Origin of the sequence: Burkholderia sp. RF2-non_BP3, assembly GCF_001522185.1 — a bacterium.
Classification (GTDB): Bacteria; Pseudomonadota; Gammaproteobacteria; order Burkholderiales; family Burkholderiaceae; genus Burkholderia; species Burkholderia diffusa.
In genome coordinates this window covers 206,037-231,038 of the sequence record NZ_LOSU01000024.1, presented here as the reverse complement: position 1 = coordinate 231,038, position 25,002 = coordinate 206,037, and the positions used below count along the sequence as shown (strand labels likewise).

The following is a 25,002-nucleotide window of genomic DNA, read 5'->3' as shown; positions in this document are numbered from 1 at the left end:
CACGATGTACGTGCTGAAGCTGATCGCGCGCAATGCGCTGCGGCACCGGCTGCGCACGCTGCTGACCGTGCTCGGGCTCACCATCGCGGTGCTGGCGTTCGGGCTGCTGCACACCGTCGTCGACGCGTGGTACGCGGGCGCGGCCGCCGCGTCCAGCGGCCGGCTCGTCACGCGCAATGCGATCTCGCTCGTGTTTCCGCTGCCGGTCAGCTACGAGAACCGGATCCGCGGCGTCGACGGCGTGACCGCCGTGGTCCGCTCGAACTGGTTCGGCGGCATCTACCGCGACCCGAAGAACTTCTTCGCGAGCTTCGCGGTGTCGGAGAACTACCTCGACCTGTATCCGGAATTCATCCTCCCGGCGCAGCAGCGCGCCGACTACGACCGCGACCGCCGCGGCTGCCTCGTCGGACGCCAGCTCGCGACGCAGTTCGGCTTCAAGGTCGGCGACGTGATTCCGCTGAAAGGCACGATCTATCCGGGCACGTGGGACTTCGTCGTGCGCGGCATTCTCGACGGCCGCGACGACTCGACGATCACGCGCCAGTTGGTGTTTCACTGGGACTACCTGAACGAGACGGTGCGCAAGCGCACGCCGAAGCAGGCCGACCAGGTCGGCGTGTTCGTGCTCGGCGTCGCGAATCCGGACGACGGCGCCGCGATCGCGCGCAACGTCGACGCGGTGTTCAAGAACTCGCTCGCCGAAACGCTGACCGAGACCGAGCAGGCGTTCCAGCTCGGCTTCGTCGCGATGTCGAACCAGATCATCGCGGCGATCCGCGTCGTGTCGTACGTGGTGATCCTGATCATCATGGCCGTGATGGCGAACGCGATGGCGATGAGCGCGCGCGAACGCACCGCCGAATACGCGACGCTGAAGGCGCTCGGCTTCGGCCCCGGCTTCCTCGCGTTGATCGTGTTCGGCGAATCGGTCGTGATCGCGGTGGTCGGCGGCGGGCTCGCGATGCTCGCGACGCCGCCGGCCGCGAGCCTCTTCAAGCAGGCCGCGGGCGGCATCTTCCCGGTATTCAAGGTGTCGGCCGAAACGATGGTGCTGCAGGCCGCGTGCTCGGTCGCGGTCGGCCTCGCGGCCGCGCTCGTGCCGGCTTGGCAGGCGGCGCGCGTGCGCGTGGTCGAAGGCCTGCGGGCGATCGGATAAGCGCATGGCGATTCCGCTGACCTACATCGCGCGCAACCTGTGGACCCGCCGGCTCACCACCGCGCTCACCGCGGGCGGGATGGCGCTCGTGATCTTCGTGTTCGCGACGGTGCAGATGCTCGACGCGGGGCTCACGCAGACGCTTGTGTCGACCGGCGAACCGGACAACGTCGTGGTGATCCGCAAGGGCGCGGAAACCGAGATCCAGAGCGCGATCGACCACCAGCAGGCCAACGCGCTCGAGATGCATCCGGCCGTGGCGCTCGGCCCCGATGGCCGGCCGCGGGTGTCGAAGGAAGCCGTCGTGCTGATCTCGCTCGTGAAGACGTCGAGCGGCAAACCGTCGAACGTCGTGATCCGCGGCGTGTCGCCGGCCGGCCTCGCGCTGCGCCCGCGCGTGAAGCTCGTGGCCGGCCGCGCGTTCGCGCCGGGCTCGTCGGAGATCGTCGTCGGCAGCGCGATCGCGAAAGGCTTCAGCGGCACGCAGCTCGGCGACAGCCTGCATTTCGCGCAGCGCGACTGGACCGTCGTCGGCATCTTCGACGCGGGCGGCAGCGGCTTCGATTCGGAGATCTGGGGCGACGTCGACCAGCTGATGCAGTCGTTCCGGCGCACCAGCTATTCGTCGATGGTGCTGCGCATCCCGAGCGCCGACGGCTTCGCGCGCTTCAAGGCCGACATCGACGTCGACCCGCGCCTGACGGATGAAGCGAAACGCGAGCAGACGTTTTACGGCGACCAGTCGAAGGCGCTGTCGACCTTCATCAACATCCTCGGCATCACGCTGTCGACGATCTTCTCGATCGCCGCGATGATCGGCGCGATGATCACGATGTATGCGTCGGTCGCGAACCGCACCGCCGAGATCGGAACGCTGCGCGCGCTCGGCTTCAAGCGCATGAACGTGCTCGCCGCGTTCCTGCTGGAGGCGCTGCTGCTCGGCTTCGTCGGCGGCGTCGCGGGGCTCGCGTGCGCATCGCTGATGGAGTTCGCGTCGTTCTCGACGACCAACTTCCAGACCTTCTCCGACCTGTCGTTCCGCTTCGTGCTGACGCCCGCGATCGTCGTGAAGACACTGCTGTTCTCGCTCGTGATGGGGCTCGTCGGCGGATTCCTGCCGGCGATGCGCGCCGCGCGGCTGAACATCGTCGACGCGTTGCGCGCGCAGTGACGCGCGCGGCCGCTCACGCCCGACGCTCGCGCGGCACCCACGCGCCGTGGAACCCGGCCGGCACGCGACGCGGCAGGTGCACCGTCGCGACCGGCGCCGCGTCGATCGCGCGCGCATCGAGGATCACGACGTCGCTCGTATCCGTCGCCGCGCGGTAGACCACCACCAGCAGCCAGCCGTCGTCCTCGTCGGCGCCGCCCGGGCGCGGCACGAACACCGGCTCGCCGTTCTGGTCGCCGGCCGGCACCGCGTAACGCGTCGTCGTGCCGCGCACGTGGTCGAAGCGCATCACGCCGCGCATTTCGGCATTGTTCGGCTGCTCGGCCGCATACAGATAACGGTAGCGGCGCCCCGTGCGGCTTTCGTTGATGCGCGGCAGCTCGATGCCGCCGTCGGCGAGCGGCCCCTCGTCGATCAGCCCGTTCGCCGTATCGATCACGTAACGCCACAGCTCGCCGACCGGGTTGTCGGCGAAGCGGCCCGTGCGCGCGTCGAGCCGCAGGAACCACGGATAGCGCACCGCATCGAGCACGATGCACGACGCATCGCAGTCGTACGCGTTCACGACGTGCTGGATAAAGCACGGCTCGATGCCGAACCAGCGCACGTCGCCGCCGTGGCGCGGCATCACGCCGATCCGCGCGTCGCGGTCGTCGTGCCAGCGCAGCGGCATCCGGTGCCCCTGCTTCAGCATCGCGAAGTCGTAGCCGACGTTCAGGTCGAGCAGCAGGCTGCGGGTTTCGGTGATCGCGAGGTCGTGCATCATCGACGGCGCGCGCACGTCGACGGCGAGGTCGACGCGCTGCACGCCCTGCGCGTCGGCAACGCCATAGCGCAGCCACGGCGCGCGCCAGTCCGCGCGAAACAGGATCAGTTCGCCCGTCACCGGATCGACCTTCGGATGCGCGGTCATCGCGCCGCCGAACGCCGTGTGCCGCGCGGGCGCACCGAGCGTGTCGAGCGCGGCCGTGATCGCGAGCGGCGCGCCGCCTTCCGCCAGCGCGAGCAATTCGCCGGCGTGCTGCAGCACGTTCACGTTCGGGTTCGAGTCGGGCAGGTGCGGCGCCTGCTCCGGCGCGTGCACGTCGGCCCAGCGGCGCGTGCGCGCCCAGCGGTTCCGGTAACCGGCCGCGCGACCGCGTTCGAATGCGATCGCGTGCAGCATCGCCGCTTCCGGCCACCACGACAGCACGTCGTTGCCCTCGAAACGGCCGCCCGGCGGATTCGGGCCGTTGCGCAGCAGCGTCCCGTCGAATTCGGGCGGGATCGCGCCGGTCACGCGCAGATCGACGAGGTCGACTTCGTCGGCGACCGGCGCGATCGCGCCGCGGTTCAGATCGAATGTCGTCATCGCGTCGTGTGCTCCGTCAGCAGTCTTCGGTCGACGGCGGCAGATCGCCGTGCGCCAGCGCGAGCGCATGGCCGCGCACGTCGTCGGGCCAGCCGGCGATCAGCTCGGCCACCCGCTCGAGGTCGTTCGCATACAGCGCACGCGCGGCCTCCTCGAATCCGGGCAGGTCGCCCGCGATCGCGGACATGAAGTGGTATGCGCGCGCCTGCGCGTCGCGGCGCCGGTCGGCCGCCGCGTGCGTGCGCCGCGCGTCCTCGACCAGCTTGCGCAGCGCGACGGACGCGCCGCCCGGCTGCGCGGCGAGCCAGTCCCAGTGACGCGGCAGCAACGTGACCTCGCGCGACACGACGCCAAGCTTCGGACGGCCACGGCCGCGTTGTTCGGCCGCGCCGGCCGGCTCGCCGGCGGACGCGGACGCCTCGCCCGGCACGGGCGCGTAACGCGCGCGAATGTCGTCCGCCGTGCCGCGCAGGTCGAGGTCGATCGAGCGGCCGGTCGCGTCGTCGAAGATCACGATCGTGCCGGACATCGCGTCGCCGGCCGCCTGCCGGACCGCCACCGCCACCGTCGCGAGCGGGCCCGACGCGACGCGCCGGTGGCCATCGAACGCAGTGTAGGAAGGGAGAAGTGTGGAGAGCGTCATCGTGGTCGCCCGTAGGCAGAAATCGGAATGACGCTATTTTTATCCGGGTATAAATTGAATGTCAATATCACCCGGGTAAAAATTTGCCGACGTCGTGTGCGCGTCGAGTGAGCGCGCTGTCCCGTCTTCAGGGCGTCGCGGCCGACATCGCGGTCACGCGCGCGCTGGCGAGCGCATCGTCGAGCGACACATGCCCCTCGAACGCCGACGACGCCGGTAGTGGCCGGTTTTCCTCGATCGCGTGAGCGAACTGCACGCCGGCGTCATCGGCAAGCCGTGCGCGCAGCGCGGCGACACGCGGAAACGCGTCCTGCTCGAACACGGCGTGATAGTCCGCCCAGCGGGCGATTCCAGCGAAATACGCGTCGGCCAGCGTGCGTTGCGCGCCGAGCAGCCACGGACCGTCACGGCGCTCGAGCAATGCCTCGAGGTGACGGTGTGCCTTCAGCACCTTGCCGCGACCATATGCCTGCAGCACGGTTTTCTCGGCGCCTTCGGCGCCGTGTTCGTACACGTACCAGAGCGCGCCGAACGCGCTGAAGAACGTCGTGTTCAACCACGCGAGCATGCGGTTCAGACGGTCGAAATCCGCGCTGCCCTGGCGGAACGCGAGGCCGCTGTCGAGTGCCTGTGCGCCGACATGGCCGAGGATCGCGACGCTTTCGGTCAGCACGTCGCCGTTCGCGGTCACGAACGCCGGCGTCTCGGCGGCGGGGTTCAGCGCGAGGAAGGCGTCGCTCGTCACGAGGCCCGGCATCGTGATGCGCGACAGCCGGTAAGGCCGGCCAGCCCATTCGAGCGCGACGATCGAGCCGAACGAGCAGCCGGCGGGAATGCCGTAGAGAAGGATCGGAGACATGGGGATTTCGCAGAAGTTGATCGAGCAATCATGCTCCCATGACGAACGATCGCGCAGTAGCCGCTAGAATCGAAACCCGTCGTTTCTCCTGGTGGACGCTGACAGTGAATCTCAACGATCTCTACCTCTTCGTACAGGCGGTCGACGCGGGCAGCATGTCGGCGGCCGCACGTCGGCTCGACCTGCCGAAATCGACGGTCAGCAAGCGTGTGGCCGAGCTCGAGCGCACGCTCGGCGCGCGGCTCGTGCATCGCACGTCGCGCAGCTTCCGGCTGACGCCGGTCGGCGCCGAATTCTTCGAGCATGCGCGCGCGGCGGTGATCGAGGCCGAAAGCGCGCGCGACGCCGTGCTGCGGCAGGCGGCCGAACCGGCCGGCGTCGTGCGGATCACGAGTTCGGTGCCGGTGGCTCAGCACATCCTCGCGCCGTGCCTGCCGGCACTGGCGATCGCGCACCCGAAGCTGCTGCTGCAGATTCATGCGAGCGACCGGCTCGTCGACATCGCGCAGGAAGGCTTCGACATCGCGGTCCGCAGCCATTTCGCACCGCTCCCCGATTCCGCACTCGTGCAACGGCCGCTGGCGACGTCGCCGATCGTCGCCGTTGCGTCGCCGGCATATCTCGCGCGTGCCGGCACGCCGGACGCGCCGGCCGACCTCGCCCGGCACGACGGGCTTCATCCGGGTCCTCAGCCATGGCGGCTGCAGCGCGCCGGCGACACCGTCGACGTCGCGCCGCGCATCCGGATGCAGGCGGACGAGTCGACGCTGCTGCTGCAGGCCGCGACGGCCGGCCTCGGGGTCGCATGCCTGCCCGACTGGATCGCGGGCGCCGCGCTCGCGTCGGGCGCGCTCGTGCGCGTGCTGCCCGGCTGGCGGGCCGGCACCGTCACGACCACACTGCTGATGCCGCACCGGCGCGGCCAGTTGCCCGGCGTGCGCGCCGCGGTCGAGTTTCTCGCGAAACACGTCGCGGCCCACCACGGCGCCGCCCCGGACGACGCGCACGCATGAACGAACCCTCCGGCGAAGCGCGCCCACAATTCGCGTCCGCCTCCAATCGATCCAATTCCTGAATCGATCAAGTCAGCAATTGGCATGAAAGCGCGATTTTCGCCATGCCAGAATGACCCGGACGCCCGCCTCAGGGCATCGGCGTCCGGCCTCCGGCCGGCAAGATGACCACGAAAAAACGCGCGCACCGACGCGCAGCCGCTCGACGGCACCTTCCGCCCTTCGGAGGAGACAGTCATGAATCCGCTTCACGCATTGCCGGCGTCCGCGTCGGCAACGGCCCGGCGCACGCGCGTGCGCTGGCTCGTGCTGACCGTGCTGTTCGCGGTCACGACGATCAACTACGCGGATCGCGCGGCGATCGCGATCGCGGGCCCGGCGCTGGCCCGCGCGATGCATCTGAGCCATGTGCAGATGGGCTTCATCTTCTCGGCGTTCGGCTGGTCGTACGTGATCGCGCAACTGCCGGGCGGCTGGCTGCTCGACCGCTTCGGGTCGCGCATCGTCTATGCGTTCAGCATCTTCTTCTGGTCGCTGTTCACGCTGCTTCAGGGCGGCATCGGCTTCGTCGGCGGCGCGGCCGCGTTCGCGCTGCTGTTCGGATTGCGCTTCCTGGTCGGCGCGGCCGAGGCGCCGTCGTTCCCGGCCAACAGCCGGATCGTGTCCACGTGGTTTCCGGCCGCGGAGCGCGGCACCGCGTCGGCGATCTTCAACGCCGCGCAATACGCGGCGACCGTCGTGTTCGCGCCGCTGATGGGCTGGCTCGTGCACGCGTACGGCTGGCAGTCGGTGTTCGCGGTGATGGGCGTGCTCGGCTTCGCGTTCGTGCTGGTCTGGAACCGCACGATGTACGACCCGAAGGCGCACCCGCGCATCAACGGCGCGGAGCTCGACTACCTCACCGAAGGCGGCGCGCTCGTCAACATCGACCAGGCGACCGGCGCGCGCGACGGCGGCCCGTCGATGCGTCACGTGAAGGCGCTGCTGAGGAACCGGATGCTCGTCGGCGTGTACGTCGCGCAGTATTGCATCAACGCCCTCACCTACTTCTTCATCACGTGGTTTCCCGTCTATCTCGTGCAGGCGCGCGGGATGTCGATCCTCAACGCGGGGCTCGTCGCGTCGATCCCGGCCGTGTGCGGGTTCCTCGGCGGGATTCTCGGCGGCATCGTGTCCGACGCGCTGCTCAAGCAGGGCCAGTCGCTGTCGGTCGCGCGCAAGGTGCCGATCGTGATCGGCATGCTGCTGTCGATGTCGATGATCGTCTGCAACTACACCGATTCGCACGTGCTCGTCGTGCTGTTCATGGCGCTGTCGTTCTTCGGCAAGGGGCTCGGCGCGCTCGGCTGGGCCGTCAACGCCGATACCGCGCCGCGCCAGATCGCCGGCCTGAGCGGCGCGCTGCTCAACACGTGCGGCAATCTTTCCAGCATCACGACGCCGATCGCGATCGGCTACATCGTCGACCGCAGCGGCTCGTTCAACGGCGCGCTGGTGTACGTCGTCGCGCACGCGCTCGTCGCCGTGATCTGCTACCTGTTCGTCGTCGGCGAAATTCGTCGCGTCGAGCTGAACTGAACGGCGCGGGCCGCGCCGGCGCGTCCGGCGGCCCGCGCATGACCGGAACCAGGAGCGAACCGATGTCCGAATCCCGCCGTGCCGGCACCCCGCGCGTCACGCGCATGCAGGTGATCCCCGTCGCCGGCCGCGACAGCATGCTGCTGAACCTGTGCGGCGCGCACGCGCCGTACTTCACGCGCAACCTCGTGATCCTCGACGACAGCAGCGGCCACACGGGCGTCGGCGAAGTGCCCGGCGGCGAAGGCATCCGCCAGGCGCTCGAACGGATGACCGATCTCGTGGTCGGCCAGTCGATCGGGCGTCACCAGGCGACGCTCAATGCGGTGCGCGCGGCGTTGTCCGGCACCGGCGCGGCGGCAGGACGCACGATCCGGCACGAGGTGACGTCGACCGGTGAGGCCGCCGTGCTGCGCCAGCCGCACGAGATCAACCTGCGGTTCGACAACGTGATCACCGCGATCGAGGCCGCGCTGCTGGACCTGCTCGGCCAGCATCTCGACGTGCCCGTCGCGGCGCTGCTCGGCGAAGGCCAGCAGCGCGACGCGGTGCCGATGCTCGCGTACCTGTTCTACATCGGCGAGCGGCGCCGCACCGACCTGCCGTATCGCGACGAGATGCACGCGGCCGACCCGTGGTTCCGGCTGCGCAACGAAGCCGCGCTCACGCCGGCTGCGATCGCCCAGCAGGCCGAGGCCGCCGTCGAGCGCTACGGCTTCGTCGATTTCAAGCTGAAGGGCGGCGTGATGGCCGGCGCGGACGAGATGGAAGCGATCGCGGCGATCAAGGCGCGCTTTCCCGACGCGCGCGCGACGCTCGACCCGAACGGCGCGTGGTCGCTCGACGAAGCCGTCGCGCTATGCCGCGGGCAAGGTCATCTGCTCGCATATGCGGAGGACCCGTGCGGGCCGGAAGCCGGCTACTCGGGCCGCGAGGTGATGGCCGAATTCCGCCGCGCGACCGGCATCCCGACCGCGACCAACATGATCGCGACGGACTGGCGGCAGATGGATCACGCGGTGCGGCTGCAGGCGGTCGACATTCCGCTCGCCGATCCGCACTTCTGGACGATGCAGGGTTCGGTGCGGCTCGCGCAGCTGTGCCGCGACTGGGGGCTCACGTGGGGTTCGCACTCGAACAACCACTTCGACGTGTCGCTGGCGATGTTCACGCATGCGGCCGCGGCGGCGCCCGGCACGATCACCGCGATCGACACGCACTGGATCTGGCAGGAAGGCGACGCGCGGCTCACGCGCGAGCCGCTCGAGATCGTCGGCGGCCGGGTGGCCGTGCCCGAGCGCCCTGGGCTCGGGATCGAACTCGACATGGCGCAGGTCGAGGCGGCTCATGCGCTGTACGGGCAAGTCGGCGGCACGGCGCGCGACGATGCGATGGCGATGCGGTATCTGATGCCGGGGTGGACGTACGATCCGAAGCGGCCGAGTTTCGGGCGCGGATGACGGCTGCGGAGCGGACACACGACAAAACAAAAAGGGCTCGGTCTGGCTGAGACAGGGAGCAAATCCTTGCGAGCAGTAGGACGCATCTCTTTTCACTCCGACCGCCGAAATCAAAAGCATCTGAAAAACGGACACCGAACAGACGGAAGCTATTCCCTGCACTTTCTCCTCGCTGCTTTGATTTCGCTGCATTGTGTGCACGTGGCGCGGCGGCTACCACGGTCGGCGTGTCAGAACCACTACATACGAATTCACCGTAGCGCCATTGCCGCAACACCCTCATGCCGACTCACGCCCCTCCCGGAACGCCAGCGCGTCGGCGGGCGCTGCGTCGAGATCGGGGAGGTGGTCTGGTACAGGAGACTTTCGAGGCAGTGGTTCGGATCAGCAAAATCATCCATGCAATGAGGACGCTGCACACTCAAGTACACCACGCACTGGATATTGTGCGAGCCCCGTCACACAAGCAGGGCTTGTTTGCGCGGATGTCTATGCATCAGTCTGCCCCCAAATATCCGTTTCGCACTTAACCACGCCATATTTTTTTCAATTCCTAATAATCGTCTGGGGTTATCACCGTAAAATCGCACGGGAAGTAAAAAATAAACCACTGAGAGGCGGTATGGGCACGCGTGACATAATCGGGGCAATAACCGGCGGATTATCGCAGCAGGACCGTCTTCTAAAACTGGACACGCCGGCAGGTCAGAATGTCCTGCTGCCCCACCGCGTGACCGGACGTTCACGGATCGGCCGCGATTATCTCTTCCTGCTCGACTGCGTCTCCACGTCCAGCGATGTTCAGCTCAAAACGCTGATTTCCCAGGCCGTGACCCTCTGGATTCAGCAGGCCGATGGTTCCTATTGCGCACATCACGGCTATGTGCACACGGCCCGTCGGCTTGGAGCGGACGGTGGCCTTACAAGCTATCAGCTCGGTTTTTCCTCGTGGATGCACTTCCTGAGGTTCCGTCGCGACCAGCGGCACTGGCAGGACAAGACCGCGGACGAAATCATTGCAGACGTATTCAATGAACATCCGCAGGCGAAGGGCATGTACCGCTTTGCGCTCTCGAAGCCGTTGCCGGCACGTTCCTATTGCCGGCAGGACGAGGCCGACTGGAACTTCGTGCACCGGCTCCTGGAGTCGGAAGGTCTATACGGTGTCTGGCAGCAGGCCACCGATGGCAAATCGCATACGCTGGTGGTCACCGATCGCCTCGGCACACTCGAACCGTTGTCGCCGGCCACCGTTGAGTTCTATCGTGCGGGCATACACAGCGAGGCCGATGCACTGACCCAATGGGCAGGGACCCGGACGCTGCAATCCGTGTTGTTGTCGACACGCACCTTCGACTACAAAAATCCGTCGACGCCCTTCAATCCGAAAGCGACGTCGGTGCCGACGATGGCCAACCAGGGGGCGTTACCCGCGCAAGCGGAAATCTACGAATACACCGGTGGCTATACGTATCCGGAACAGGATCGGGGCGACCATCTGTCGAAGATCCGCATGGAGGAGTGGGAGTCGCAGGCAAAACGCTTTCATGGCATCGGCGGTCTACGCGCCATCGATGCGGGTCGGCGCTTCACGCTGACCGGACATCCGGAGCACGATCATGACGCCGCGAACCAGAACGAATTCGCGAGCATCGAGGTGGAGTGGACCATCGAGAACAACTTACCGCTCTCCGGACATGAAACGAATTTTCCCCACAGCCTGAGTCATGCGCTGGCGCAGGCTCGTGCCGACGATCCCGGCCAGACGTTCGGCGTGAGCCACGCCGACGGATCGACGGGGTTTTACCGGATCGCCATCGAGGCGCAGCGCACGATAGTGCCTTACCGCAGCCCGTTCGAACATCGCAAGCCCGAAGCGAAGCTGGAATCGGCGATCGTGGCAGGCCCCAAAGGCCAGGAATGCTACACCGACGAACTGAACCGGGTGAAGGTGCTGTTCATCTGGGATCGGCTCAACGAAGGTGACGACCGCGCGTCGTGCTGGGTGCGCATCGCGCAGTCCGACACCGGCGAGGGCTATGGCAGTGTCCACATGCCGCGCGCGGGTGAGGAACTGCTGATTGGCCATATCGGCAACGACGTCGACCGCCCGGTTGCGCTTCACCGCGTGTACAACGGCGCGGCAAAGCCGCAGTGGCATTCGAACGGCCTGATGTCCGGCTATCAGTCACGGGAGTATGGCGGCGGCGGTGGCTACAACCAACAGGTCATGGACGACTCGACCGGCCAGCCGCGGATGCGCGTGATGAGCAGCCACGGCATGAGCGGCCTGCATCTCGGTTACCAGATCGTCCAGAACGGCAATACCCGGGGCGCCTATGTGGGTAGCGGTTTTACGCTGCGTACCGATAACGCCGGCGCAATTCACGCAGGCGAGGGACTGTACTTCAGTACCCACGCCACCAGCGTCGATGGCCAGCCACTTGATACCAGCCAGCCACGCGAGATCCTGGCACGCGCCGATCTGCTGGTCGAGTCGCTGTCCTCTGCCAGCGCGACGGCCAGGGGCGAGGATCTGAAGCCGGGACGCGAAGCCCTCGCCGCGTTCGCGAAGGCAACCCAGCACAGCAAGGCGGGCGTGTCCAATGGCGGCAGCACGGCGGGCGGCGGGACCGGCAGCGCGAACGCCTTTACCAAGCCCGTCATGCTCGGATCAAGTCAGGAAAGCATGGGCTTGACCACACGCGCGTCGGCGCAGTTGGTGGCCGACGAACACCTGAATTTGGTGAGCGGCAAGGACACCTACTGGGCGGTCGGCAAATCGCTGGTGGCGGGCGTTGCGGAAAAAATCAGCATCTTCGTCCAGCGCGCCGGCATGAAGCTGATCGCCGGAAAAGGCGCGGTCGATATCCAGGCACTCAGCGACCAGCTACGCCTGCTTTCCGAACTCGGCCTCACGCTCAAGAGCAACAACGGTAGCATCGTGATCGACGCCAAGACCGAACTGATGCTCAAATGCGGTGGCTCGTATATCCGGATTACCGCCGAAGGCATCGAGGACGGCACCCGCGGCGCGCGTACCGTCAAGTCGGCGTCGTTCAGCCGGCAGGGCCCCAGTTCGGTGGCCGAGCACATGAACAGCCTTCCGAAGCCGGCGTTCAACGACAAGTACATCTTGCGCGACCGCATCACGGGCGATCCGCTCAAGAACCATCCGTACGAGATCGTTCGTGGCGATGGCACGCGCCTGAGCGGCATCACCGACGAACTGGGCCATACAACCGAACAGAAGAACAACGATATCGAAACCGTGATGATCCGTGCGCTGCGACCGAGCGCCAGCAAAGCCTAGGTGGCACACACAACCTCTATCAGCGAGCATCCATGAGCGAAAATCAGCCTGACAGTCCCGGTACCCCGGGCCAGGGTTCCGGCGACGACGAGGCCGAACACGAAGTCGTCCGTCTTTCATCGCATACCGATGAAGGGGGCGACTCGTATGCCCATGCCACCCTGACGCCAGCCGACGATACGCGCGCCAAGGAGACGTTGCATGACCTGCGCCCCATCATCCCGGTGATCTTCATCCCCGGCGTCATGGGTTCGCCCATCGTCACCAAGGACACCGGCGACGAGGCCTTCTTTGCGCCGAACATGGACACGGTTGGTGCGATGCTCGGCGGATTTTTATCGGTCCTCTTCGGGTGGTTTCAAAGCGCATCGTCGCGCGAAATCCGTTTCGATCCTCTCAAGGTGTCGGTGACGCCGCTCGGACCGATCAACGTGGGCGATGGCAAGACGATCACCGAAGAGGAGGCGCGGCGGCGCGGCTGGGGTTCGGTCTACCGAACCAGTTACCAGCCCGTGCTGCTGTGGCTTGAGCAACAATTGAATAACCCCATGCTGTGCGGCGAGTTGCAGGGTGCTTGGTGCGCGCCCGATCCGGAGGGCAAGACGTGGGCACTGCATCCGGTGCTGGACACCGCGCCGACGCAATACGGTGCGTACGGAAAAGGCGAGGCGATCACCTCGGGGTCCCCTGAGTTCAAGCGGTTCGTCAAGTTCCGCTACCGTGTCTACGCAATCGGCTACAACTGGCTGCAGTCGAATTACGATTCGGGGCGCGATGTGGTCACGGGGGTCGATTGTCCCGACCCGCAGACCAAGGGGAAAACGCGGCTCATGGGCATTACCGAGATCTGCAAGGAGAACGATACGGGCAAGGCCATCATCGTGACGCATTCGATGGGTGGTCTGGTGGCTCGCTTTGCCGTGTTGAACCATGGCGCGGAAGGCTCGATCCACGGTGTATTTCACGGCGCACAGCCGGCCACCGGAGCGCCGCTGGCGGCCAAGCGTTACAAGACAGGGGGCGGCCCCGAAGGCGGCATGAACGGATTTATCAACGGCAGCCTGCTCGGACGCGATGCGAACGAATTCATCGCGGTGATGGCGAACGCACCGGGACCAATGGAGCTGACACCGATGCCGGACTATAACAACGGCACGGCATGGTGGATATTCGCTCGACCTGACGGAACGGTGCTCATGCAGTTCCCGAAGCATGGCAACGCACTCGGAGAACTGTATCTCAACGCCGATTGGTACGGATTGCTGCCGAAGGCAGCTCAGCTCGATCCGGGCAAAGTGGTGAGAAAGCGACTCGGCAGGGACGGGACCGGCGACAGCGCGCTGGTCGACAATTACATCGCCACGATGACGCTAGTGGTCACACGGCAAAGCCAGTTGAAGAATAAGTACCATGGCAATACGTATGTGGCGTATGGCAACGGAGGGTTGGATACGCGATCTCCTGCGTCCGGCTCGACGACCGAGGCTACCGACAAGGACAAGCCCACCGTCGAGCAAGGAGAGCTGACGAAGAACTTGCTAGCTTGGGGCAACGCCATCTGGACCGGCGACGTACCGGCCGATGTGCATGAATCCGAGCTCCGCGCTGCCCAGTTGCTGGACGATTCGGGCAAGGGCCAACTCCGCGTGCTGCTGAAAGAGCGCAACCTGAGCGTCACGTTCACGATGCAGAAGACCAACAAGATCCCCGACGTGAGCGCTACGACCGACTGGGATCGCGTGGCGAGCAAGACCGGCATCATTCGCGGTGACGGCACCGTGCCGGCATGGTCGGCGGACGCGCAGGCGCGTGGCCTGAAGCCGGGTGTGCCGGGTGATCCTGCCAACGGCGTGCAGATGGCGTTCGTGCAGGCCGGGTATGAGCACATGAAGAGTTACGCGCATCCCTGGACCCGCTGGGCGCTCCTCTACAGTGTGGTGCAGATCGTGAAGGACATCGACGTGCCGGGAGAGGCGTGATGGCGCGCATCGTTCGCATACTTCTTTTGCTGGCGGGTCTGTGTGCCTGCTCTCTTGCGTTTTCCGTGGAACCAACGATGAACAATCCTCTGCTGTCCAAAGTACGTCCGTGGTGCATCGGTCGCCTCGTGTTCGATCGCCCCGTTTCGAGCGAGATCTCGAACGAAAGCTACTTGTACCGCGGACAAAAACTCGTCACGACGCACGACGTGTCGGTGGAGACCTACGATGCCAGAGTCGCGGCGCGCGAGAAGGAACTGCGCACCAAACAACGGGTGAATCCCGTCAATCTGGATGAGAAAACGAGGCGCGCATGGCTGGAAATGGCGTTTTCTCCGGTGCAGCACTCGCGGGTTTTCCTCTTCAACGGTGCAGTGGTGAAAGGAGTAGCCCTACCGTTCGATACGGAAGGTTATCTGTTCGCGAATCGTACGCTCGTCCAGACAACCGGCAGGATCGGGGCGGATGCGATGAGCCGAGCCGAAAGCATCTATAACGACACCTACCGCCGCATCAAGGTGCGCGATAACTGGACAGTGCCGACGGAATCGGGTTTCTGCTTCGACGGCGGGATTGTCACCGGACCGTCGACCTACACGGAAGAAGTGAGCCAGTCATTCGCGCTGATGCCGGGCCGGCCGGCACTGCTGGTGATCAAGTTGCGTGACGCGGTGGAAGAAGATCAAGCCCAGCCGCTCATCAGCAGCCTGCCCGAGTTGCGTGCGAAACTCGATCGCATGCCCGGCAGCTATCGTATCCTGCGGCAGGGTAAGCGAACTGTGGCCGGCATGGACGCCGAGGAAGTGCTGTTCGCGCTGAAGGACGGCGACGTCACGGTGTATCGCTTCTATCTGCTCGCGCCGGGGAATCCCGCGACGGTGGCGCAGCCGCATACCTCGGTCGAACTGCTGCTGGGCGCACCCGCGCGTAGCGATCTGCCTCCGGGCCGGTCCACCGCTCCGGTCGACGAGGCAGGGGCGCTGCAGACGTGGGACGCGCTGGTGAACAGCCTGCGCGCGCGACCGGGCGCAGTCTGACCGGAGCCGAATGATGCGCCGCTACGATATTGTGAAAGGTGACCTGACGACGGTCGGCGGGATCGTGCAGGGCGGCGACGCGCACGATCTCCTCGGTGGCCGCGAGCAAGCGTACGAGACCGATCCGGTCTGGTGTCCTGTCTGCAAGACCATGGGACATATCCAGTGCGAAGGTCCGCGCGTCTCCACGACCGGACCCGATGGACGGCAGGCGGCGCTGAGCGATGATCTGTGTGTCTGCATGTGTACGCCACCACCACGCCTGGTGCCGTCCCAGCAGACATCGTATGTGGATGCGTAGCGTCGGCAGTGAGTTGCCGATGTCGACAGCGAATGTCGTTCTTGTCAGCTAGGGAGTCGTGTAATGGTCAGAAAATGGATGGGAATGGTGCTGCTGCTTGCGTGGACGTTGGCTCTCTCGGGTTGCCAGTCGTTCCGGGACTGTGTGCAGGCGCTGGGCGGCGGCTGCCACTGATGCAAGGTATCGGCGGCTCCGGCGGAGCCGCGCCTGCCCCCTTGAGGTACTTCTTGATGCTCCCGTCGGCGCTGCCCAAGGCCAGCCCGGGCAGCGCTGCGGCCGGCGCTAGCAGGCCGCGCCGGAAAGCACAGGCGATCTGCGCTAGTTCGAAATCCAGCATGTGCCCGGCATGGTGCCATGCCTGCCTAGGCCAGCAGGGATACGTGGCCGAGGGTCGTTGACGTCGACTATCGGCCGCGATCACATCAACGATCAGTAGCAGACATAGAGGCGAAGGGGACTTCGATCGCGCAATTTCGACGACACGTTCGCCCAAGCTCGATTCGTGCGTGGGCACGGCCGAGCTACGGATAGCCGTTTCCAAACAACAAAGCCGGCGCAAGGCCGGCTTTGTTGTTGACGCATAAGATCGCACTTTGTCAGAGAAGCATATCTTTGCGCTCAAGGCAAAATTATCCTTCCTGCCGCAAGGCGACCGAGCCCTTCGAATTCCGTTGGTGGAGCGGAGGAGGATCGAACTCCCGACCTTCGCATTGCGAACGCGACGCTCTCCCAGCTGAGCTACCGCCCCAACAGTCGACCATCATACACACGCATTTCCACGCTTGGCAATAGGGGATCCGTCACCCCCGGCGCGTTACTTTGACGGCGCGCCCGCCAGCACCCATTCGACCACGGAGCGCAGATCCGCGTCGCTCATGCGCGGATGCGCCGGCATCGGAATCGCGCCCCAGACGCCGGAGCCGCCGTCCTTCACCTTCTTCGACAACTTCGCGACGGCCTGCGGATCGGACTTGTAGCGGGCGGCGATGTCCTTGAACGACGGACCGACGAGCTTGCGGTCCACCGCGTGGCAGCCCATGCACGCGTTGCCGCGCGCGACCTTGAGGCCGTCGCCGACGTCCGCCTGCGCAGTGCCGAGCACACCGGCCGCGAGCGCCGCGGCTGCGGCGCCCTGCACCATCCATTGCCAGAACTTCATCTGCGTCGACTTCATTGCGGCGTTGCCTTCGGATTGCCCGGGTGCACGCTCGACGAATTCGAGATCGGCGCCGGCGGTTGCAGCGGCGTGGACTGGACCGACGCATCGGGCACCGCCCCGACCGTCGCGGCATCCGCGGGCGCGGCGGCGGGTTGGGCGCCGGACGCCCCGCTCGGCGACGCGGCCTGCAACGCCTGCGCGTCCTGCGGCTGGATGTACTGGAACACCTTCACGACCTTCTCGACGCCCGGCACCTGGCTGGCCGCATCGGCGCCGCGATTGCCTTCGTCGACCGTCACGAGCCCCATCAGATAGACGTTGCCGCGCTCGCTGACGACCTTGTAGTAGTTCGCCGACAGCCCCTTAGTGGCGATCAGCTCGGACTTCACGCGCCCTTCGAGGTACGAGTCGTTCGCGCGCGACGACAGCGACGACGACGGCTCGACCGACAGCTCGTTGACGATGCCGTTCACGTTGTTGATGCCGCGCACGATTTCCTCGGCGCGCTGCTTCGACGCGTTGTTCGGCACTTCGCCCGTCAGCAGCACGCGACGGTTGAACACCGTCACGTTCACGTGCGACTGGTCCGGCAGCCCGTTGTTGATCTGCGAGAGCGACTTGACCTGGATCTCGCGATCCTCGGTCTGCGCGCCGAGCGTGCGGCGATCGGTCGCGATCAGCGCGCCGCCGCCCGCCGCCGCCCCAAGCACGCCGAGCACGCAGCCCTGCAGCGACATCGCGAGGCCCGCCGTCAGCGCGGCGAGCAACGTGGTTCTGACGAGCGTCTGTTTGACGCGGCTTTGATTCATCGACGGCTCTCCTTCGTTCAATCCTCACCCAGCAGCATCGCGTCGATGCCGTCGCACAGGCAGTGGATGGTCAGCAGATGGACTTCGTGGACGCGCGCCGCGCGCGAGGCGGGCACGCTGATCGGAATATCGGTGTCGGACAGCGCGGCGGCCACGGCATGGCCGTCGCCGCCCGTCAGCGCGACGACGGTCATCTCGCGCTCGTGCGCCTCGTCGATCGCGGCCAGCACGCGCGGCGACGCGCCGCTCGCGTCGAGCACCAGCAGGATGTCGCCGGTCTGCCCGAGCACACGCACCTGCTGCGCGAACAGCTGATCGGCGGCGGCTGCCCCCGTGAGGCCGCCCTGCGACGCGTCGGTGGCCAGCGCGATCGCGGGCAGGCCCGGACGCTCGCGCTCGAAGCCGCCGACGAGCGACACGGCGAGGTAATGCGCTGCGGCGGCCGACGGGCCATCCCCGCATGCGACGATCTTGTTGCCGTTCGCCAGCGCGGCGAACATCGCGTCGACCGCGGCTGCGATCGGCAGCGACAGCGCATCGGCCGCTTCGGCGTGAAGCGCGGCGCTGTCGCGGAAATGTTGCTGAATACGTTCGACTGACATCGATTCCTGGTGAACTGGGCGCGCATGGCACGCAGCGCGCAACGTCATGGGTGCGGCGAGTTTACCGCACTCCGGCACCCTCTCCGGCGGTATGACAAGAACTCTTTACATCTCGTCACAGCTCGCGGCTATGCATCGTCGGCACGAAATGCATCGCGCAGCCACTCGAGCCGACCGGCCTCGAACGCGACGACGTCGAAGCGGCATGCGGCACCCGCGCCGTGCCGCGCCCAGAAATGGAGCGCGGCCGCGACCAGACGCCGCCGCTTGCGCAAGCCGACGCTCGCCGCCGCGCCGCCATGCCGGGCGCTGCGCCGCGCGCGCACCTCGACGAACACGAGCGTGCCGTCGGGCGTGCGCATCACGAGGTCGAGCTCGCCGCCGCGCATCGTCACGTTCGCCGCGACGAACGCGAGACCGCGACGCTCCAGGAACTGCCGCGCGCGCTGCTCGAACGTCGCGCCGATCGATCTGGATCGCATCGTGCCGGAAAAGTTGCCGCCGCCGGTCGGCAAACCGCGCTCGTTGCCCGGCGCGGCCCGTGCCGCGTGGCACAATGCCGTCCTTGTTCCGCTTGCGCCGCGATTGCGCGCATTGCCTGCCATGACTGCCCTCCTCGAACTTGCGCAAACGCAGCACTACCCGGACGCCGCGCTCTACGTGGTCGCGACGCCGATCGGCAACACCGCCGACATCACGCTGCGCGCGCTGCACGTGCTCGGCCTCGCCGACCGCATCGCGGCCGAAGACACCCGCAACACCGGCCAGCTGCTGGCCCGCTACGGCATCTCGAAACCGCTCGTCGCCGTGCACGAGCACAACGAGCGCGAAGCCGCGCTGCGCGTGATCGAGCTGCTGCGCGTCGGCGAACGCGTCGCGTACGTGTCGGACGCCGGCACGCCCGGCATTTCAGACCCCGGCGCCCGGCTCGTCGACGCCGTGCGCGCGGCCGGCTTCCCGGTGATTCCGCTGCCGGGCGCGAGCGCGGCCGTGACCGCGCTGAGCGTGGCCGGCGACTGGGCCGGCGCGTTCACGTTCGCGGGCTTCCTGCCGCCGAAGCCGAAGCAGCGTGCGAGCGCGCTGCAGGCGCTCGTGCGGCACCCGTACGCGCTGGTGTTCTACGAAGCGCCGCACCGGATCGCGGACACCGTCGCCGCCCTCGCCGACGCGTTCGGCCCGGCGCGCCGGCTGCTGATCGCACGCGAGCTCACCAAGCTACACGAGCAGCTGTTCCGGGGCACCCTGGCCGAAGGACAGAGCTGGCTCGCCGGCGATGCGAACCGCCAGCGCGGCGAGTTCGTCCTGGTCGTCGAAGGCGCGCCGGCCGACGTCGGCGAAGCCGACGACACCGCGCACGACGCGCTGCTGAAGCTGCTGCTGGAAGAAGTGCCGGTGAAGAGCGCGGCGAAGCTCGCGGCCGCGCTGACGGGCGCATCGCGCAACGCGCTGTATGCGCGCGCCCTGGCGCTGAAGGAAGGCTGACGCGCGAGCGCGGGCGGCGTCCACCGCCCGGCACGCGGAAACGAAAAAGGGCTGCCCGAGGGCAGCCCTTTTGCATGAGCGGACGAACCGCCGCGTTACTTCGACGACAGCGACGCGAACATTTCGTCGCGCGCCTCGCGCGCTTCCTGCGGCGACAGCCCTTCGATCTTCACACGGCCCGTGCCGGCATGCACGAGGCCGATCATCTTGGCGGCGGCGTACGACAGGTCGAGCACGCGGCCACGCTTGTACGGCCCGCGATCGTTGACCTTCACGACGACCCACTTGCCGCTCGACGGATTCGTCACCTTGATGTACGACGACAGCGGCAGCGTGCGGTGCGCGGCGGTCAGCGCGTTCATGTTGAAACGCTCGCCGTTCGCGGTGCGCCGGCCGTGGAAATCCCGGCCATACCACGATGCCCGGCCCGTCTGGCGGAAGTCGGACACGTCCTTGCCGTCGATCGGCTCGGCGTCCGCCAGCGACGACTTCTTCGCGTCCTTGCTGTCGGCAGCCGGCATCGATGCCAGCGCGGAATCGAAATTCAGTTGCTGCTTGTCGTCATCCGCTTTCGCGGCAGCGGCCGTCTTGCTGACCGCGTTCTTCTGGTTGGCGCTGCCGGTGGTCTGGCTGGGTGGCACCGCACAGCCCGTCAGCGCAAAAAATAATGCAATGGTCCCGAATCGAGTCGGAAAACGAAAGTTCATCGACGTGTCGCCTTCTGGTTCGGGCCGCACCGATACAACGCTGCTCAACAACGCAGATACGCGGCCCGGACGGCAAATGCGTGCACGCCCCGCTCGGCTACGCGAGCAGGCGGCTAGCATGGGCGCGGCTTTCGTCTCTGCCGCAACCGTCCTGATTAGTTTTCACGTCTGGCGCAACCTGTCCCCGGCAGCCTGACCAGACCCCACATGCCGCCATCGAACATGGCTTCACGTTCGCGCGCGCTGCGTACTGCCAACGCACAGGAACGGCGGCACAGGCCTCATCCGGCGGCGCGGCAGCAGGGCCGCAGAACGGGCGCGCAGCACCCGGCCGGACAAGACGTGAGCACCGAATGCTCGGTGCTGGATACACCGCCGGACTCCCCGGCGGTCGATGCTTGACGGTGATCCGACACCCCTTTTTTAACGGGGCCGAAACACCAGCGAATTGCGTGAAATTCACGCGCAATGGGCGGCATTATACATAAACCAAAACCCCGGCTCGAAAAGCGCCCCGTCCGGACCATTGATTCTCACTATGGCTGTAACAATCGGAATGCTCCGGGATTGCCCTGAGCAGCGCGTCCGACGCCGCGCCGCAAAGGCGGCGGGCAGCGCGCGCGACCGGTACAATCGCTCCTTTTAGCCGCCGGTGCCTCCATGAAAGTCACGCTCATTCCGGTCACGCCGTTCCAGCAGAACTGCTCGCTGCTCGTCTGCGAAAAGACCGGCCGCGCCGCCGTCGTCGATCCGGGCGGCGACATCGAACGGATCGAACAGGAGATCGCGCGGCAGAACGTGCAGGTCGAGAAGGTGCTGCTCACGCACGGCCACGTCGATCACTGCGCGGGCGCGAAAGCGCTCGCGACGCACTACGGCGTGCCGATCGTGGGGCCGCAGGAAGGCGAGCGCTTCTGGATCGAGCAACTGCCGATGCAGAGCCAGCGCTTCGGCTTCCCGGCCGCCGAGGCGTTCGAGCCGGACCAGTGGCTGAACGACGGCGACACCGTGCAGTTCGGCGACGAGACGCTCGAGGTCTATCACTGCCCCGGCCACACGCCCGGCCACGTCGTGTTCTTCAGCCGCGCGCATCGTGTCGCGATCGTCGGCGACGTGCTGTTCGCCGGCTCGATCGGCCGCACCGATTTCCCGCGCGGCAACCACGCGGACCTCGTGCGTTCGATCAAGGAGAAGCTGTGGCCGCTCGGCGACGACGTGACGTTCGTGCCGGGCCACGGCCCGGTCTCGACCTTCGGCGACGAGCGCCGCACGAATCCGTTCGTGTCCGACAAGGTGTTCGGATGAACCAGACCGCCATCCCCGAAATCTACGTCAGCACCGACGTCGAGGCCGACGGCCCGATTCCCGGCCCGCACTCGATGCTGAGCTTCGCGTCGGCCGCCTATACCGAGGACAAGCAGCTGATCGCGACGTTCTCGGCGAACCTCGAGACGCTGCCCGGCGCGCAGGCCCATCCGGTGCAGGAAGCGTGGTGGAAGACGGAACCGGAAGCGTGGGCCGCGTGCCGGCGCGACCTGCAGGCGCCCGAGGCCGCGCTCGTCGCGTACGTCGAGTGGGTCGAGGCGCTGCCCGGCAAGCCGGTGTTCGTCGCGATGCCGGCCGGCTTCGATTTCACGTTCATGTTCTGGTACATGATGCGCTTCGCCGGACGCTGCCCGTTCTCGTGGTCGGCGCTCGACATCAAGACGCTCGCGTTCGCGATGACGGGCCTGCCGTACCGCAAGGCGATCAAGCCGCGCTTTCCGAAGCACTGGTTCGACGATCATCCGCACACGCACGTCGCGCTCGACGACGCGATCGAGCAAGGCGCGCTGTTCTGCAACATGCTCGCCGACCTGCGCCGCCAGCAGGCCGCGCTCGCGGGCCTCGCGGTGGGCGACACCGATCGGTCGGAACAGGCGGGGGCGGGACAAAATCCCACGGATCCGCGTGCAAATTAGCGAATCTCGCTCAGCGACGCGCCGCCAGATTGCCTTTCCTTTCCCGGCCCTCTAACATTCAGCGTGTTGTAGCTGCCGCATGGAGGCGCAGGTGACGCTCGATTCCTTTTCGCAAAAAATCCTTCGCCTGTTGCAGCTCGACGCGCGCCGTTCCGTGCAGGAAATCTCCGACCAGGTCGGCCTGTCGAGCACGCCGTGCTGGCGCCGCATCAAGGACATGGAACAGTCCGGCGTGATCCAGCGCTACACCGCGCTGCTCGATCGCGAGAAGCTCGGCCTGCACGTGTGCGCGCTCGCGCACGTGCACCTGACCCGCCACAACGAAGGCGGCGTCGAGCAGTTCGAGCGCGAGATCGCGACCTGCCCGGAAGTCACCGAGTGCTACAGCACGACGGGCGAGGCCGATTACATCCTCAAGATCGTTGCCCCCGACATCAAGGCCTACGACGTCTTCCTGCACGAACGGATCTTCAAGATCCCGGCCGTGTCGCAGGTGCGCACGAGCGTCGTGCTGCGCGAAATCAAGTTCGACACGCAACTGCCGCTGTAACGCGCGGCCCGCGGTCGCCCGTGCCGCTCAGGCCTGCGCGGGCAGCCCGCGCGTGAAGCCGATCCGGCGCGCGCCGAACTGCCGCTTCAACGCGTCGACGTCGAGCCGGCCGGCCAGCGCCGCGTCGGTATCGCCCGCGCCGGCGTCCAGCGTCACGTCGATCTCGAGCCCCGTACTCAAGTAGTGCAGATTGATCGCGGCCGGATGCAGCCCGCGTTGCGCGAGCGCGGCCTCGAGCCGCGCCGTGATCTCGGCACGCGGCGGCAGCGCGAGCGCCGGACGGCGCGCCGTGTCGTTCTCCGGGTCGACGTGGATCAGCGCGTCGAGCACGCGCGGGTCGCGCAGCACGCGCGCACGCGCGGTTTCCGCGATGTAATGGCCTTCGGAGACGGAGATCATCGGATCGACGAGGATGTGCGCGTCGACGAGCGCCGCATCGCCCATCTTGCGCGTGCGCAGGTCGTGCACGTCGCGCACGCCCGGCGTCGCCTCGAGCAGCGCGCGGATCTCGGCCGTGTCGGCGGTGTCGAGTGCGCGATCCGACAGGTCCTGAAGCGCGTCGTAGCCGAACGTCCAGCCCATGCGCGCGACCATGAAACCGACGATCGCCGCGGCGATCGGGTCGAGCAGCCGCACGCCGGCGAGACTGCCGACGATGCCGATCGCGACGACGAGCGACGAAGCGGCGTCCGAGCGAGCATGCCACGCGTTCGCGACGAGCATCGCCGAACGCACGCGCCGTGCCTCGCGCAGCATGTAGCGGAACAGCGCCTCTTTCGACACGAGCACGGTCAGCGCGACGATCAACGCGGAAAAATGGACGGCCGGGATGTTTTCGAGATTGACGAGACGATCGCCGGCGCGCCAGAGCATGCCGATGCCGACCGCGATCAGGATCGCGCCGAGAAACAGCGACGCGACGGTCTCATAACGGCTGTGTCCGTAATTGTGATCGGCATCCGGCGATGCACCACTATGGCGATTCGCAACCAGCACGACAAAATCCGAGATCAAATCGGAAATCGAATGGATGCCATCGGCAATCAATGCCTGCGAATGCGCAACCACGCCGACGACGATCTGAAACGTCGCAAGCACCACATTCAGCACAATACTGACGAGGGTGCTCTTGCGCGCGACCGCGTGCTTATCTGCGCTTTGCGCGTCGTCGGAAAACGTGGACATGAAATACGAGATATCGGTTGGGATACGGAATTCTATCAAACGAAGTGCGCGCGGCATTCCGTTAACATGAAATTTTCCATTCAAATCAACCGCTTATGCGAACGGGTTGCATTTTCATTCACGCCCGTTTCTGACATTTTCATGACAACGTGCATACATTCTTATTCCAGAATGCAAAAAGCCGCGCTCCTGGCGGATGCGCGGCTCTTTTTGAGACGTCGACTTAAACGATCGTTTAAATCGCAAACTGTTCGCGGTTCTTGCCGGCGATCCAGCGCGGCGGCTTGCCGCGGCCCGACCACGTCGCGCCCGTTTCCGGATCGCGGTATTTGGCTGCCACGCCTGCGCGCGGGCGACCGACCTTGCCTGCCTTCGCGCGGCTGAGGCCAAGTTCGGCGAGCGAAAAGCCGTAGTCGGCAATTTTCTGCTTCACGTCATTCAGCACTTCGGCGTATTCGCGCGACTTCGCTTCTTCGATTTGCTTCTCCAGCTTCTCCCGCTGGGCCAGCAGGTCCTTGTAAGAAGACATAGTTTCCCTTTCTATATGACCAATGGCACCGGTCTGCAGCCGGCTCACCATTCATGGAATATTTGTGCCTCGGATTTTCGAAGGCAGAGATTAGCACAAAAAAGATTTGATAGAAGCGAGATTCATGAAAATCCCGAGATCAATTGTAATTTAC

At 66.2% G+C, this 25,002-nt stretch carries 23 protein-coding genes and 1 tRNA gene; 13 read left to right on the top strand and 11 right to left on the bottom strand.

Annotated elements, in window-relative coordinates; all coding sequences use genetic code 11:
• Positions 1-4: 4 nt before the first annotated feature.
• Both WS45_RS10355 and WS45_RS10350 read left to right on the top strand, forming a co-directional pair.
• Positions 5-1,159 (top strand): ABC transporter permease, encoded by a 1,155-nt coding sequence (locus tag WS45_RS10355; RefSeq protein ID WP_059533413.1) that lies wholly within the window; start codon positions 5-7, stop codon positions 1,157-1,159.
• 4 nt (positions 1,160-1,163) lie between these two features.
• Entirely contained in the window at positions 1,164-2,330 is a 1,167-nt protein-coding gene (locus WS45_RS10350) for an ABC transporter permease (protein ID WP_059533414.1), read from the top strand.
• A 13-nt stretch (positions 2,331-2,343) separates the two neighbouring features.
• Here the strand turns inward: WS45_RS10350 and WS45_RS10345 are convergent, their stop codons facing one another.
• The 3 genes from WS45_RS10345 to WS45_RS10335 all read right to left on the bottom strand — a co-directional run bounded on the left by WS45_RS10345 (position 2,344) and on the right by WS45_RS10335 (position 5,183).
• A complete protein-coding gene (locus WS45_RS10345) occupies positions 2,344-3,681 on the bottom strand; it encodes a carotenoid oxygenase family protein (protein WP_059699694.1) in 1,338 nt (445 codons plus the stop codon).
• Positions 3,682-3,697: 16 nt separating this feature from the next.
• On the bottom strand, positions 3,698-4,324 hold the full coding sequence (locus WS45_RS10340) for a DUF2239 family protein (RefSeq protein WP_059699692.1): 627 nt from the start codon (positions 4,322-4,324) through the stop codon (positions 3,698-3,700).
• Positions 4,325-4,451: 127 nt separating this feature from the next.
• On the bottom strand, positions 4,452-5,183 hold the full coding sequence (locus WS45_RS10335; protein WP_059691556.1) for a glutathione S-transferase family protein: 732 nt from the start codon (positions 5,181-5,183) through the stop codon (positions 4,452-4,454).
• 38 nt (positions 5,184-5,221) lie between these two features.
• Here WS45_RS10335 and WS45_RS10330 point away from each other — a divergent pair, with 38 nt between their 5' ends.
• The 7 genes from WS45_RS10330 (at position 5,222) to WS45_RS33325 (ending at position 15,864) form a co-directional block, all read left to right on the top strand.
• Positions 5,222-6,196 (top strand): LysR substrate-binding domain-containing protein, encoded by a 975-nt coding sequence (locus tag WS45_RS10330; protein ID WP_059691555.1) that lies wholly within the window; start codon positions 5,222-5,224, stop codon positions 6,194-6,196.
• A gap of 237 nt (positions 6,197-6,433) precedes the next feature.
• Positions 6,434-7,774 carry an MFS transporter gene (locus tag WS45_RS10325; protein ID WP_059691554.1) on the top strand — a complete coding sequence of 447 codons (1,341 nt, stop codon included), beginning with the start codon at positions 6,434-6,436 and terminating at the stop codon, positions 7,772-7,774.
• Positions 7,775-7,836: 62 nt separating this feature from the next.
• Entirely contained in the window at positions 7,837-9,234 is a 1,398-nt protein-coding gene (locus WS45_RS10320; protein WP_059699690.1) for an enolase C-terminal domain-like protein, read from the top strand.
• A 622-nt stretch (positions 9,235-9,856) separates the two neighbouring features.
• On the top strand, positions 9,857-12,547 hold the full coding sequence (locus tag WS45_RS10315) for a type VI secretion system Vgr family protein (protein WP_059699688.1): 2,691 nt from the start codon (positions 9,857-9,859) through the stop codon (positions 12,545-12,547).
• Between the two features lie 32 nt (positions 12,548-12,579).
• Positions 12,580-14,526, top strand: a complete 1,947-nt coding sequence (locus tag WS45_RS10310; protein ID WP_059699686.1) for an esterase/lipase family protein — start codon at positions 12,580-12,582, stop codon at positions 14,524-14,526.
• 77 nt (positions 14,527-14,603) lie between these two features.
• On the top strand, positions 14,604-15,563 hold the full coding sequence (locus WS45_RS10305; protein ID WP_179950362.1) for a T6SS immunity protein Tli4 family protein: 960 nt from the start codon (positions 14,604-14,606) through the stop codon (positions 15,561-15,563).
• A 13-nt stretch (positions 15,564-15,576) separates the two neighbouring features.
• A complete protein-coding gene (locus tag WS45_RS33325; protein ID WP_082721892.1) occupies positions 15,577-15,864 on the top strand; it encodes a PAAR domain-containing protein in 288 nt (95 codons plus the stop codon).
• A 672-nt stretch (positions 15,865-16,536) separates the two neighbouring features.
• Here the strand turns inward: WS45_RS33325 and WS45_RS10300 are convergent.
• The 5 genes from WS45_RS10300 to WS45_RS10280 form a co-directional block, all read right to left on the bottom strand.
• Positions 16,537-16,612, bottom strand: a tRNA-Ala gene (locus tag WS45_RS10300).
• Positions 16,613-16,678: 66 nt separating this feature from the next.
• Positions 16,679-17,038, bottom strand: coding sequence for a c-type cytochrome (locus WS45_RS10295; RefSeq protein WP_059699681.1), 360 nt, complete (start codon positions 17,036-17,038; stop codon positions 16,679-16,681).
• Entirely contained in the window at positions 17,035-17,832 is a 798-nt protein-coding gene (locus WS45_RS10290) for a BON domain-containing protein (protein WP_059533438.1), read from the bottom strand. The genes WS45_RS10295 and WS45_RS10290 overlap by 4 nt, the downstream gene beginning before the upstream one ends.
• A 17-nt stretch (positions 17,833-17,849) precedes the next feature.
• Positions 17,850-18,434, bottom strand: coding sequence for an SIS domain-containing protein (locus WS45_RS10285; RefSeq protein ID WP_059691549.1), 585 nt, complete (start codon positions 18,432-18,434; stop codon positions 17,850-17,852).
• Positions 18,435-18,562: 128 nt separating this feature from the next.
• A complete protein-coding gene (locus WS45_RS10280; RefSeq protein ID WP_179950363.1) occupies positions 18,563-18,991 on the bottom strand; it encodes a YraN family protein in 429 nt (142 codons plus the stop codon).
• Between the two features lie 46 nt (positions 18,992-19,037).
• Here WS45_RS10280 and rsmI point away from each other — a divergent pair, with 46 nt between their 5' ends.
• A complete protein-coding gene (gene rsmI, locus WS45_RS10275) occupies positions 19,038-19,916 on the top strand; it encodes a 16S rRNA (cytidine(1402)-2'-O)-methyltransferase (RefSeq protein WP_059699677.1) in 879 nt (292 codons plus the stop codon).
• A gap of 95 nt (positions 19,917-20,011) precedes the next feature.
• Here the strand turns inward: rsmI and WS45_RS10270 are convergent, their stop codons facing one another.
• Positions 20,012-20,623: a septal ring lytic transglycosylase RlpA family protein gene (locus tag WS45_RS10270; protein WP_059533446.1), complete on the bottom strand. Its 612-nt coding sequence runs from the start codon at positions 20,621-20,623 to the stop codon at positions 20,012-20,014.
• Positions 20,624-21,283: 660 nt separating this feature from the next.
• Between WS45_RS10270 and WS45_RS10265 the strand changes: the two genes are divergently transcribed.
• From WS45_RS10265 to WS45_RS10255, 3 genes are all read left to right on the top strand, one after another.
• Complete coding sequence (locus WS45_RS10265; RefSeq protein ID WP_059699676.1) at positions 21,284-21,928, top strand: MBL fold metallo-hydrolase; 645 nt, start codon at positions 21,284-21,286, stop codon at positions 21,926-21,928.
• Positions 21,925-22,584: a hypothetical protein gene (locus WS45_RS10260; RefSeq protein ID WP_059452651.1), complete on the top strand. Its 660-nt coding sequence runs from the start codon at positions 21,925-21,927 to the stop codon at positions 22,582-22,584. Before WS45_RS10265 ends, WS45_RS10260 begins: the two co-directional genes overlap by 4 nt.
• Before the next feature lie 79 nt (positions 22,585-22,663).
• Positions 22,664-23,134 (top strand): Lrp/AsnC family transcriptional regulator, encoded by a 471-nt coding sequence (locus tag WS45_RS10255; RefSeq protein WP_006477376.1) that lies wholly within the window; start codon positions 22,664-22,666, stop codon positions 23,132-23,134.
• A 27-nt stretch (positions 23,135-23,161) separates the two neighbouring features.
• On the opposite strand, the gene WS45_RS10250 is transcribed toward WS45_RS10255, so the two are convergent.
• Together WS45_RS10250 and WS45_RS10245 are read right to left on the bottom strand one after the other, a co-directional pair.
• Positions 23,162-24,319: a cation diffusion facilitator family transporter gene (locus WS45_RS10250; protein WP_059533450.1), complete on the bottom strand. Its 1,158-nt coding sequence runs from the start codon at positions 24,317-24,319 to the stop codon at positions 23,162-23,164.
• A gap of 235 nt (positions 24,320-24,554) precedes the next feature.
• The gene (locus WS45_RS10245; RefSeq protein WP_006491875.1) at positions 24,555-24,848 is read right to left on the bottom strand and encodes an H-NS histone family protein; all 294 of its coding nucleotides are present in this window, start codon (positions 24,846-24,848) and stop codon (positions 24,555-24,557) included.
• Positions 24,849-25,002 lie beyond the last annotated feature (154 nt).

Bases quoted from the DNA above. Each gene is read 5' to 3' on its own strand.
- WS45_RS10355 (WP_059533413.1), top strand. From the start codon at position 5: ATGTACGTGCTGAAGCTGATCGCGCGCAATGCGCTGCGGCACCGGCTG.
- WS45_RS10350 (WP_059533414.1), top strand. From the start codon at position 1,164: ATGGCGATTCCGCTGACCTACATCGCGCGCAACCTGTGGACCCGCCGG.
- WS45_RS10345 (WP_059699694.1), bottom strand. From the start codon at position 3,681: ATGACGACATTCGATCTGAACCGCGGCGCGATCGCGCCGGTCGCCGAC.
- WS45_RS10340 (WP_059699692.1), bottom strand. From the start codon at position 4,324: ATGACGCTCTCCACACTTCTCCCTTCCTACACTGCGTTCGATGGCCAC.
- WS45_RS10335 (WP_059691556.1), bottom strand. From the start codon at position 5,183: ATGTCTCCGATCCTTCTCTACGGCATTCCCGCCGGCTGCTCGTTCGGC.
- WS45_RS10330 (WP_059691555.1), top strand. From the start codon at position 5,222: ATGACGAACGATCGCGCAGTAGCCGCTAGAATCGAAACCCGTCGTTTC.
- WS45_RS10325 (WP_059691554.1), top strand. From the start codon at position 6,434: ATGAATCCGCTTCACGCATTGCCGGCGTCCGCGTCGGCAACGGCCCGG.
- WS45_RS10320 (WP_059699690.1), top strand. From the start codon at position 7,837: ATGTCCGAATCCCGCCGTGCCGGCACCCCGCGCGTCACGCGCATGCAG.
- WS45_RS10315 (WP_059699688.1), top strand. From the start codon at position 9,857: ATGGGCACGCGTGACATAATCGGGGCAATAACCGGCGGATTATCGCAG.
- WS45_RS10310 (WP_059699686.1), top strand. From the start codon at position 12,580: ATGAGCGAAAATCAGCCTGACAGTCCCGGTACCCCGGGCCAGGGTTCC.
- WS45_RS10305 (WP_179950362.1), top strand. From the start codon at position 14,604: ATGAACAATCCTCTGCTGTCCAAAGTACGTCCGTGGTGCATCGGTCGC.
- WS45_RS33325 (WP_082721892.1), top strand. From the start codon at position 15,577: ATGCGCCGCTACGATATTGTGAAAGGTGACCTGACGACGGTCGGCGGG.
- WS45_RS10295 (WP_059699681.1), bottom strand. From the start codon at position 17,038: ATGAAGTCGACGCAGATGAAGTTCTGGCAATGGATGGTGCAGGGCGCC.
- WS45_RS10290 (WP_059533438.1), bottom strand. From the start codon at position 17,832: ATGAATCAAAGCCGCGTCAAACAGACGCTCGTCAGAACCACGTTGCTC.
- WS45_RS10285 (WP_059691549.1), bottom strand. From the start codon at position 18,434: ATGTCAGTCGAACGTATTCAGCAACATTTCCGCGACAGCGCCGCGCTT.
- rsmI (WP_059699677.1), top strand. From the start codon at position 19,038: ATGACTGCCCTCCTCGAACTTGCGCAAACGCAGCACTACCCGGACGCC.
- WS45_RS10270 (WP_059533446.1), bottom strand. From the start codon at position 20,623: ATGAACTTTCGTTTTCCGACTCGATTCGGGACCATTGCATTATTTTTT.
- WS45_RS10265 (WP_059699676.1), top strand. From the start codon at position 21,284: ATGAAAGTCACGCTCATTCCGGTCACGCCGTTCCAGCAGAACTGCTCG.
- WS45_RS10260 (WP_059452651.1), top strand. From the start codon at position 21,925: ATGAACCAGACCGCCATCCCCGAAATCTACGTCAGCACCGACGTCGAG.
- WS45_RS10255 (WP_006477376.1), top strand. From the start codon at position 22,664: ATGGAGGCGCAGGTGACGCTCGATTCCTTTTCGCAAAAAATCCTTCGC.
- WS45_RS10250 (WP_059533450.1), bottom strand. From the start codon at position 24,319: ATGTCCACGTTTTCCGACGACGCGCAAAGCGCAGATAAGCACGCGGTC.
- WS45_RS10245 (WP_006491875.1), bottom strand. From the start codon at position 24,848: ATGTCTTCTTACAAGGACCTGCTGGCCCAGCGGGAGAAGCTGGAGAAG.